Source organism: Dokdonella sp., from assembly GCF_039926425.1.
Lineage (GTDB): Bacteria > Pseudomonadota > Gammaproteobacteria > Xanthomonadales > Rhodanobacteraceae > Dokdonella_A.
In genome coordinates this window covers 1-10,528 of the sequence record NZ_JBDSWZ010000224.1, presented here as the reverse complement: position 1 = coordinate 10,528, position 10,528 = coordinate 1, and the positions used below count along the sequence as shown (strand labels likewise).

Sequence of the window (10,528 nt, the reverse complement as noted above, 5' to 3'; positions counted from 1 at the left end):
ATTCTTTCGTACGCCTTGACGATGATCCCTGACTGGCGCGCGACGATCCGCAACGCCATCACAATGCTCAAGCCGGGCGGGGTGCTCGGCGTGGTGGATTTCTACGTGTCGCCGGCGCCGCCCGGTGGCTCGCACGGGTGGTTGACGCGTGCCTTCTGGCCCACGTGGTTTGCCCACGACGGAGTGCGTCTCGATCCTGAGCACCTGCAGACTCTGCGCGCGCACGTGCCATTGCATGAAATCATCGAGGCCCGCGCGTCGGTGCCCTACCTTCCACTTGCGCGTGTTCCGTACTACCTGTTCATCGGAAGGGTCCACGCTGATCGAACGTTGTCCACAGCGTCCCTGCTTCGCCCAACCTCAATGCTCCGCGATCGCCAATCAGCGTAGCGCACCTTCGAATGAGTTCACGAAGATCGTGTCGGACTGCTGCCATTCGAATGCGCCGATGTCTGGACGTGGTCCAGAGACGCGTTCGTATCCGGTGCCACGCTGGTCGAAATCGAACGACGCAAGGTTATTGCCGACATCCAACGCCGCACTTCCCGGCGCAAGCGCATGCGTCTGTGTCGGGCCGCCGTTGTCCGCCAGCGGCGCGAGTTGTGGATCCGCGACAAGCGTATCGGCCGGAAGCGCGACATTGCTGGTCATCACGAGGTTGTCCGCTCCGGCGACGTCTCCAGGCGCAAAAACGAAAAAGTCGTCTTCATCGCTCCCCCGTGTGTTGTTCGCAAAGATCGAACTCTCGAGATCGATGGTGTATCCGCCGCCAAACACAAGAAGGCCTGCGCCTCCGAACGCCGGAGCTCCCGGCGGACCCAGGGTCTGCGCATGGTTGAACGCGAATGTACTGTTGCTGATCTCCAGGCTCGATCCATCCGTCACGATCCCCCCGGTCCACGCAACCGCACTGTTTCCGGAAACCGTCACGTTGCGGATACTCTTTGCGATTCCGAACGAATTGAGGCGTGCCGCACCGGCGTAGTAGGCGTAGTTGTCGCTGATCGTCGTCGATTGGATCACTCCACCGCCGCGCGTGTACATACCTCCTCCGATACTGTCGAACGGGTGATGTGTTCCATCGGTGGCATTGCCGCTGATCGTGCTGTTGCGAATGTCGAAGTTTCCTCCGACGTACAGACCGCCTCCAAACGCCCTGTTGATGAAGTCGTTGCTCGCCTCCGCCGTGTTTCCGATGACGCGGCATCCGTCGAGGGTGACCGATCCGCCGACATAGATTCCGCCGCCCCTCGCTCCTGGGGACGGTACCCCCGGCACATGCACATCGGATGCGATGCAACCGCTGACAACCACGTCGGACATCGAAAGACTGGCGGCGGCGATGCAGCCGCCGCTCGCAGCCGTGTCCCCGGGCAACGTATTCGACACGATCGTTCCGTCCGCCAACGTCACGCCCGAGACAACCATTGTTCCGCTTCCAGCATGCCGGAGAACGCGACTCCCGCTCCCGGCAGTGATCGTCAATTCGCCTGATCCCGGGCCGCGCAGGGTGAGGTTTCTGAATGTGTGAAGCTCGCCGGTGGTCAGCGTGATCGTGCCGCACGTGAGTTGCGAGAGATCGATCGTGTCGCCATTGGCCGCGAGCGCGAGCGCAGCGCGGAGGCTGCCGACACCGTCGTCGTCACAATTGGCGACGAGCAAGGTGCTGCCGCCATAGATGAACGGCGTTTTCGCGTCTGCAGCGGTTTGCGACGACAACGTGACGGCTAGCCCAACTGCAAGCGCGGACAACCGGATGTCGTCCCATCGACCGTTTGAATCATTCACCATGGCCACTCCCTGAAGTTGGCGCTCCATCGCTAGAGCGAATCAATCCGATCACGTCTTCCACATTGAGTCGAACGTGTGGCCTTTTCCATCGATCGCGGTTTTACGCGAGATGTCGGCTCAGTGACTCACCTGATCGAGTGCAGCGATGTCGTCCGGTGCGAGTTTCAAGCGAACCGCTGCGGCGATGTCCTCGACCTGCGCAACGCTCGTCGCACTGGCAATCGGTGCGGTGATTCCATCGCGCGCGATCAGCCACGCAAGCGCGACTTGTGCCGGCGTGGCCGAATGCAGGCGTGCGATGTCATCGAGCGCGGCGAGCACGCGCAAGCCGCGGCCGTTGAGGTACTTGCCGACTGCTGCGGCGCGCGTCGCGCTTTTTTGCAGGTCATCCTCACTTCGGTATTTGCCGGTCAGGAATCCGCTGGCGAGCGCGTAATAGCAGACGACTCCAATCTTTTTCTCGCGGATCAGCGGTTCGAGTGCGGCCTCGTAATCCTTGCGCGCAACGAGGTTGTACTCCGGCTGCAAGACTTCGTAGCGGGGCAGGCCCAATTGTTCGCTGGTATCGAGCGCCTCGGCGAATCGTGCCGCGCTGTAGTTCGACGCACCGATTGCGCGCACCTTGCCCTGTTCGATCAAACGCGAAAACGCACCGAGCGTGTCGGCCAATGGAACCGACGGATCATCCTCGTGCGCGAAGTACAGGTCGATCGTGTCGATCTGCAATCGCTTGAGCGAGTCCTCTGCCGCGGCCTGGATCGTCGCTGGCGCGAGACCCTTGTGTTCGGTCCATTTGGCGACCTTCGTTGCGATCACCACATCGTCGCGTCGACCGCGCTTCGCAAGCCATCTGCCGATGATGGATTCCGATTCTCCGCCGCGGTTGCCGGGCTTCCAGGCCGAATACATGTCGGCCGTATCGATCAGGTCAAGGCCGGCGTCGACAAACGCATCGAGGATGGAAAACGACGTCTCCTCGTCGACGTTCCAGCCGAACACGTTGCCACCCAGCGCCAGTGGTGCCACCTGCAGGCCGGAACGGCCCAACGCGCGCTTGCTCATCTGTGAGTCCTGTGGGATCTGGCGAGACCGCCGATCACGTGACGATGCCGGCAAAGGCATACCCCGCGCAAGGGAGATCTGCGTCGTGGGTCCAGCGGGGTTGTCGCAGCGCGGGGCGCGCGTCGTCTGTCCGTATCCGCGCGGAATCGGCGGATCGCGTGGAGCAGGATCGCTACGATGATCGGCGGATCAGGAAAGTCCGCTCGGTCGCTTCGCGCCGACGAAATGCTTGGCCCAGTAGGCCTCGCTGAGGTTGCTGATGCTGACGCTCTTGCCGGTCGACGGCGAATGGATGAAGCGCCCGTTGTCGAGGTAGATGCCGACGTGCGAAATGCGTTTGCCGCGGATGCGGAAGAACACCAGGTCGCCGGTCTTCATGTCGGCGCGTGCGACTTTCTCGCCGGAGAGATACTGACTGGCCGAGTCCGACGGCAGATCCTGCTGAAGCGTATGGCGGAACACGTAGCGCACGAAGCCGCTGCAGTCGAACCCGGTCGACGGCTCGCGGCCGCCACGGCGATAGCGGATGTCACGCAGAGTCACCGCAAAGTCGGCCAGCAGCTTTCGCACACCGGAGGTCTTGGGTGCGCTGCGAGTGGGGACAGTGCTCGTTTCCGCAAGGGCAGGCAGGTTCGAAAGGGCGAGCATCGTGCCGGAAAGCGGCGTGGCGCCGACGCCGAGCGTCGAGGAGCTGTCCATTTGCCAGTGACGTGTATCGATTCCGGCGTTGGTGGACGCCTGCGTCATGCTGGAAGCAGATGCCAGAAAAGCCAGCGAAAACAACAACATCATTCGCTTGGAGGTCATCGACGTACTCCCGTGGGACAACAGCAGGGGACGTCGGACCCGGTCCGCACCCACCCCCGTGGAGGCGCGAAGTTAGCAAAGGAGGTCGATCGAGTTGTTTGGCGAGCGTTAAGGTTCAGGCAATTGGACGGAATAGCGTGACGGGGTTCCGGGATTGCCTGTCGACCCGACCTCTGAATCGCGGCATCGGCGGTGCTACCGCTCTGCACATCAGGAGGCGAGCGCGTCAGCCGCTGCGGGCAGGATGGATTGCGTCCACAACGCGTACTGGGCTGCGGTCGGGTGCAGCCTGTCGCCGACCAGCATCGCCTGATCATCTCCAGCATCTCGCGAGACGCCGGTGATGTCGACAAACGCGGCGCCGAGAGTGCCGGCGATGTGCGCTGCCGACGCGTTGAACGCGTTGATCGCGGTGGCAATTTGCGTGGGGTCGCGCGCTTGCGCGTGCGCAAAGCCGGTCACGCCCCAATCGGGGATCGAGACGACCACCACACGGTTCGCGTGACCGCCCGCCAAGGTGATCGCCCGCTCGAGCAACCCGGCGAACGCGCCGCGGTAGCCGGCCACGTCGCGACCGCGATACTGATCGTTGACGCCGATCAGCAATGTCACCAGCGCATACGGAGGTGCGAATGTGACGGCGTCCATTGCTGCGGCCAGTTCGTCCGTGGTCCAGCCGGTCTGCGCGATGACCACGGGTTGGTCGATCGAAATGCCACGCGCTTCCAGGCGGCGCGCCAGTTGCGCAGGCCAGCGTTCGTGCAACGCGACGCCTTCGCCGATCGTGTACGAATCGCCAAGCGCGAGAAAGCGACGGCTGTACTCCGCGGACGCGGTCATCGCACTCTGCCGCTCACGCAACCCGGCGACCGGCGTCGGCCTTCGCCGCGGTCCTCCGCAATGCACCTTCGATGCGATCGAACACATCGTCGAGCACGGCCGCTTCCGGCAGCAGCGTCACCCGGAAATGGTTGCGCGCAGGAATGTTGAAGCTCGATCCGGGCACCAGGATCACCTGCTCGTGTTCGAGAAGATCGAGGGCGAACGCAGCGTCGTCGAAGTCGGGCAGACGGTCGGGGCGCACGCCTGGAAATGCGTAGAGCGCCCCCATTGGCGTCACCATCGAGAGGAATTCGCTGCGCGCGACTCCTGCGCAAACCGCAGCGCGGGCGGCATGCAGACGACCCCCGGGCTGGGTCAGCGCGCGGATTTCGTTCGGTCCCTCGAGCGCGGGCTTGATCGCCCACTGCGCGGTGACGTTGCTGCACAGGCGCAGCGACGCAAGCAGGTCGAGCGCATGCAGCAACGGTGTGACACGACGCTCGGCACCGGTGAGCGACAACCAGCCAACGCGATACCCGCACGCAAGATGCACCTTCGACAAGCCGCCGTAGACGATGCACGGTGTCTCGCCGGCGAGCGGCGCGAGCGGCACGAATGCGGCGTCGTCATACAGCACGCTGTCGTAGATCTCGTCGCACAAGAGCACCAGGCCGTGTCGTGCCGCCACATCGACCAGCGCTTCGAGCACCTCTCGCGGATACACGGCGCCGGTGGGGTTGTTCGGGTTGATGATCACCAGCGCCTTCGTGCGCGGCGTGATCAGCGCCGCGACCTCGTCGGGATCGGGCAGATGTCCGCGTTCGGGCGGACATGCGTAGTGCAGCGGATGGCCTCCATTGAGACGCGTGGCGGCGGTCCACAGCGGATAGTCCGGCGCGGGAATGAGCACTTCGTCGCCGGGATCAAGCAGCGCGCGCAACGTGAGATCGATCAGCTCGCTGACCCCGTTGCCAATGAACACCCGCTCCATCACCGCCGCGGCGCCATTGCGCCGGTGCAGCGCCGCGATCGCTTCGCGTGCCTCGCCCAGACCCTGCTGATGGCAATAGGCCTCGCTTTGCGGCAGCGCGTTCGCAATTGCGTCACGCAGGTGTTGCGGAACCCGAAAGCCGAACAGGCCCGGGTTGCCGATGTTGAGGCGAAGAACCGCGTGTCCGTCCGCTTCGAGCTCATGCGCGCGCCGGCTGAGCGGCCCGCGGATGTCGTAACGCACCTGGTCGAGTCGGCCGCTGACCGCGACCACCTGGCTTTCCATCGCTTTTTTCCGCTCGAAAACGAGCATCGATGCTATCAGCGGCACCCGGCGCGTGCACGCTCCGGTCACCGCGCGCGCAACGCGACCCCCTTTCACACGGATGGCCCACTAGAATCGCCGCATGCAGCTCGCCCCCGATATCGAACGCCGCCTCGAACGCATTGGCTGGCGCACACAGGTGTTGCCCTCCGACGTGCCGGCGGAATGGCTGGTCGCGCGCGTCGTTGTGCAGCATCGCGCCGGCTACCAGCTGCACGACGGCGACACATTGTTCAACGCACAGCCGGCGGCGCGGTTCCTGAAGCGCGACATCGACCCGACCGAACGGCCTGCAGTGGGCGATTTCGTGATGTTCGTCCCCGGCGCACCGCCGGTGATCGAACGTATCCTGCCGCGACGCACCGAACTGCGCCGCGGCGCTGCGGGTGAAAATCATCAGCGACAGATCATCGCGGCCAACGTCGACGCGGTGTTCGTGTTGAACGGACTCGACGGCGATTTCAACCCGGCGCGCATCGAACGCTATCTGCTGATGATCCAGTCGAGCGGTGCGTTGCCCATCGTCGTGTTGACGAAGGCGGATCGCGCCAGCGATGCCGACGACATCTTCGCCGAATTGCGCCAACGTGTTCCCCCGCCTCTGGAAATGTTCGCCGTGAATGCGAAGTCTGCGGACAGCGTCGCACCTCTGGTGGCGTATCTCGGGCTCGGCCAGACCGCCGTCCTCGTTGGTTCATCAGGTGTCGGCAAGTCGACCCTCACCAACACGTTGCTCGGACACGAGCGCATGGCCACCGCAACGGTCCGCGAGCACGACAGTCGCGGGCGCCACACAACCACCCATCGCGCACTGATCCAGTTGCCTTCGGGCGGATGCCTGATCGATACACCCGGCATGCGCGAGGTCAAACTCACCGGCGAGGAAGAGCTCGATCGCAGCCAGTTCGCCGATATCGACGAGCTGGCATCGTCGTGCCGCTTCGGCGATTGCGGGCATGTCAGCGAACCGGGTTGCGCGGTTCGCGCCGCGCTCAGCGACGGCAGCCTGGACCCCGCGCGCTGGCAGAACTATCTCAAGCTGCGCGGAGAACTTGTCGCCGCCGCCGACGCGCTGGAGGCGCAATTGCGACGCAAAGGAGAAAACCGCGTGCTGACCAAATCGCTGGGCAAGCGGTTGCACGAAAAATAGCGCAAGGGCCGAGCGGGTGCCTCGACCCGGAGGGGGGTGAGCAGGCCGCCGCAATGCAATTCATCGCAGCAGATGTTGTGGGAGCGGCCGAAGCCGCTCCCACATCAACCGATCGCCGCTGAAGCACCGCCCGCAAAAGGAGCGTACATGCCGCTGCCGCCCGTTGACATGACAGGCACGCAGCCGAAGCCGCGGGTTCGCCTCAAGGCAGCTCGGCCTCCCCCGTCGCGCGCACCATGAACGCGCCTGGCAACACCACATACGCCGGGTTGTCATTGCGCGTTCCGAACGGCGCCGATGCCAGATCGTTGATCGTCGCGCCAATGTCGGGTGCATAGAAGAACCATGAATCGTGGCCCGATGCGTTGGTGTCCACGCGCGCCGGGCGGTCCTGTCCGCCGAGGAGCTTGGCGCTTGCGCCGACGAAGAAGCCGCCGTGAACGTAAGTCGGCGAGATCGCGACCTCGTAGAAAGTGTCGTTGAAGACATCCGGCGTCGCCTGCACGCTGCCGATCACGTGTGCATTGGTGGGGTCGTCGTCGGCGTCGTCGTCCTGCAGCAGCCAGAAGGTGACAGCTCCGTTCGCAAGCGACGGAAACGTCGGGCCGAACGCAACCGACAGGTGCGTGACGAATTGGCCGCCGGGTTGCGCCATGTAGTAATTGCCCCACAGCATGTCCGGATCGAACGTGGACGGCGGCCCCTGGTTGGTGTCTCCGTCACCGTCGTCATACGAGTACGCGTATGTCGCTGGCGTGGTCGGTTCGCCGTCGAACCCGTCGGCAAAAATCACGTCGGTCGGTGCCGTCGGCTGCTGCACTTCGAATGCGCCGATGTCGGCGGCAGGTCCGCCGACGCGCGCGAATGCCGCGCCGCGCTGGTCGTTGGCCAGTTCCTGGACATTGTTGCCTGCATCGATCGCAGGACTTCCCGCGCCCAGCGCGAGCGTGCGGGTGGGGCCACCGTTATCGGCGAGCGGCAGCAGCAGCGGATCCGAGTTGAGCGTATCCGCGGGAAGCACGATGGCCGGATCGGCGGCCATGACCAGATTGTTGGCGCCCGTCACGGTCACCGCATCGTCGGCCGCGAGATCGGCCGCCAGCGTTCCCGCCGGATCGACCGTGTTGTTCGCGTCGATCGCGCTCTGTGCGATCAACACGCCGCTGCTGTCGGTGATGCCGGACAGCACGAACATCACGCCGGCGCCGCCCTCGGTGGCCTGGTTGTCGGCAATGGTGCTGTTGTAGAGGTGCAGTGGGCGCGAGGTGCCGATGCCTCCGCCACGCGTTGCATTGTTGTTCGCGACGGTGCTGTCTGTCAGTGTCAGCAAGGTGGTTGGATTGGACCCGCCCGGCTCGCCGTAGACGCTGTAGATCGCCTTGAAAATGCCGCCTCCATTGCCGTCCGCAGTGTTGCCGTCGATGGTCGAACTGCTGATCGTCGCGATGCCGCGCACGTAGATGCCGCCGCCGTCAGCGTCCTCGCCTGCATTCGTTGTTTCGATCGAGTTGCCGGAAATCGTGCTGTCGGTGAGGCTGAGGTCGCCGCGCGAGTACAGGCCGCCGCCTGCACTGGTATAGCCGCCATCGCTCGCGTACGGCGCCGTGACTGTGTTGCCACTGATCGTGCTGCGCACCAGTGTCGCGCCATCGCTCGCGTATGCGCCGCCGCCGATCGCCGTACTGTGTGCGCCGGTCGCGACAATGCTGGAGTTGGTGATCGTGCTGTCGGTCATTTCGAGCGTGGTCACGTCGACCGCGCCACCGAACACGACGTGATAGGTGCCGCTCGACCTGCAGTTGGTCACGGCGACGCGATTGAGCGCAACCGTGCCACCGAAGCCCTCGACACAGGCAGCGAGGCTACCGCTGTAGGTACCGTTCGCGATGGTGAGGTCGTTCGCGGTGAACGTGCCTTTTTCGCTGGAGAATCCGCCAACCACGAACACCTGCGACGCACCCGCGGCGTCGATCGTCAGCGCGTCGCGCCCCGGCCCCTGCACGGTGACATCGTAGAGTTGATGATCGCCGAGTGCGCTCGTGTCGATCGGCCCTTCCGTCAGCGTGATCGTGCTGCAGGTGAGTGCGCTCAAGTCGACAACGTCGCCTTCGACCGCGCCGGCAATGACGTTGCGCAGCGTGCCTGGATCCGCATCGTCGAGGCAACTGGTGACCGGCAACGTGGCATGTGGAGACGTCGGCGCGTGTGTCGCGCGCGCGGTGTGACCGCTGACGCGTGCCTGCCGCGTCCCCATGCGCAACGCATAGGCCCGGCTCGCGTGTCCCGTGTCGGCAGCGGCAGCGGTGGCAAATGCGACCGCGCTGGTCGCCAACGCACAAACGAGTGCGGCGGCCAGTGGAGTGGGGCGCAAGAGTGCTGAAGGTGATTGGAACATCGGTTGTCTCCCGTTACTGTTTCAAGGGTGCGCGCGTGTGTGTCCCGCTTCCTGCCTCATCGTCGTTGAGCGTTCCGTTCATGTGAGCCGTGCGCTGAAAGGTCGACCCGCGTGCGATGAATTCCGCATGCGTCTGCTATCGTCGTTGAACTCGCCTGAACACGCGCGCGATGGCAACCAGCGGACCCTCTGATCCTTACGCCGAGCTCGACACGCGTCTCGCCGTTGCGACGCGCGGGATCCGCATGCTCGATTCGCTGAGCTGGCCCGCATCGGCGCAACACGGGTTCGTCACCGCGTGGAATGCAGGCCGCGCTCGCCTGCCGGTCGTCGAGTACGCGCGCTTTGATTTTTCTGCAGTGCGCGACGAACTCCGTGCAATCGCCAACGCGGCTGATCCGGCGCATCCCGTCGGCGACTACATTCGCCGCAGTGCTGAATCATGGTGCATCGCGACCGAACTGCTTGAATCGATGGGTACGTCCTCGATCACGCACCATTCGGCCAAGCTGTTCGGTCGTCCCGAGGATCGGGTGCCAGGCGCCAAGCTCACCCACCTCGACGCCGCGCGCCATTTCATCGCGATCGCCGACGAGTACGACAGTGGCGCATTGCTCAATGGAGCGGGCATCGATATGTCCGCCGAAACCCTGCGCGACGAATTGCAGGGCCGCCTCGACCTGTTCTTCGGAGTCGGCGTGGTTTCCGTGGAAACCGACCCGACGCTGATTGCCAAGGCCGCCGCCGGCGCGACGCGCATCCGCCTGCGGTCCTCGACCCGGTTCACGCCCTACGACCGCGAGCAGTTGCTCGCCCACGAAGCATTCGTGCACTCGCTGACTGCGCTCAATGGTCGTGGACAACCGAACCTCAAGTCGTTGGCGCGCGCATCGCCACGCACCATCGCGACGCAGGAAGGTCTGGCCGTTTTCGCCGAACTGATGTCCGGATCGATCGATATCGCGCGCATGAAGCGCATCGGCCTGCGCATCCTCGGCATCGACATGGCGATCCGCGGCGCGGACTTCATCGAGGTATTCCGCTTCTTCATGGACGCGGGGCAAACCGCCAACGACAGTTTCTCGTCGTCCCAACGCGTGTTCCGCGGCGCGCCGGTCACCGGCGGCGCCGCATTCACCAAGGACGCGGTGTACCTTCACGGTCTGCTGTCTGTCCACACGTTTTT

8 protein-coding genes and 1 pseudogene are annotated in these 10,528 nt (G+C 64.4%); 3 read left to right on the top strand and 6 right to left on the bottom strand.

Annotation, left to right across the window (positions count from 1 at the left end):
- Positions 1 to 390 (top strand): annotated as a pseudogene (locus ABIV12_RS12970) (hypothetical protein); the annotation flags it as partial.
- Here ABIV12_RS12970 and ABIV12_RS12965 read toward each other — a convergent pair.
- The 5 genes from ABIV12_RS12965 to ABIV12_RS12945 form a co-directional block, all read right to left on the bottom strand.
- Positions 382 to 1,791, bottom strand: a complete 1,410-nt coding sequence (locus ABIV12_RS12965) for a choice-of-anchor Q domain-containing protein (RefSeq protein WP_348059932.1) — start codon at positions 1,789 to 1,791, stop codon at positions 382 to 384. The pseudogene ABIV12_RS12970 and the gene ABIV12_RS12965 overlap by 9 nt on opposite strands.
- Positions 1,792 to 1,908: 117 nt before the next feature.
- Positions 1,909 to 2,853, bottom strand: a complete 945-nt coding sequence (locus ABIV12_RS12960; RefSeq protein WP_348059930.1) for an aldo/keto reductase — start codon at positions 2,851 to 2,853, stop codon at positions 1,909 to 1,911.
- Between the two features lie 189 nt (positions 2,854 to 3,042).
- Positions 3,043 to 3,660 carry a C40 family peptidase gene (locus ABIV12_RS12955; RefSeq protein WP_348059928.1) on the bottom strand — a complete coding sequence of 206 codons (618 nt, stop codon included), beginning with the start codon at positions 3,658 to 3,660 and terminating at the stop codon, positions 3,043 to 3,045.
- Between the two features lie 210 nt (positions 3,661 to 3,870).
- Positions 3,871 to 4,500 (bottom strand): SGNH/GDSL hydrolase family protein, encoded by a 630-nt coding sequence (locus ABIV12_RS12950; protein ID WP_348059926.1) that lies wholly within the window; start codon positions 4,498 to 4,500, stop codon positions 3,871 to 3,873.
- A gap of 13 nt (positions 4,501 to 4,513) precedes the next feature.
- A complete protein-coding gene (locus ABIV12_RS12945) occupies positions 4,514 to 5,758 on the bottom strand; it encodes an aminotransferase class I/II-fold pyridoxal phosphate-dependent enzyme (RefSeq protein WP_348059934.1) in 1,245 nt (414 codons plus the stop codon).
- Between the two features lie 121 nt (positions 5,759 to 5,879).
- On the opposite strand from ABIV12_RS12945, the gene rsgA reads away from it, so the two are divergent.
- Positions 5,880 to 6,947: a ribosome small subunit-dependent GTPase A gene (gene rsgA, locus ABIV12_RS12940; protein ID WP_348059924.1), complete on the top strand. Its 1,068-nt coding sequence runs from the start codon at positions 5,880 to 5,882 to the stop codon at positions 6,945 to 6,947.
- A 202-nt stretch (positions 6,948 to 7,149) separates the two neighbouring features.
- Here the strand turns inward: rsgA and ABIV12_RS12935 are convergent, their stop codons facing one another.
- A complete protein-coding gene (locus ABIV12_RS12935) occupies positions 7,150 to 9,342 on the bottom strand; it encodes a choice-of-anchor Q domain-containing protein (protein ID WP_348059922.1) in 2,193 nt (730 codons plus the stop codon).
- A 170-nt stretch (positions 9,343 to 9,512) separates the two neighbouring features.
- On the opposite strand from ABIV12_RS12935, the gene ABIV12_RS12930 reads away from it, so the two are divergent.
- On the top strand, positions 9,513 to 10,528 hold a 1,016-nt coding region (locus ABIV12_RS12930), incomplete at its 3' end, for a tyrosine/phenylalanine carboxypeptidase domain-containing protein (RefSeq protein ID WP_348059921.1).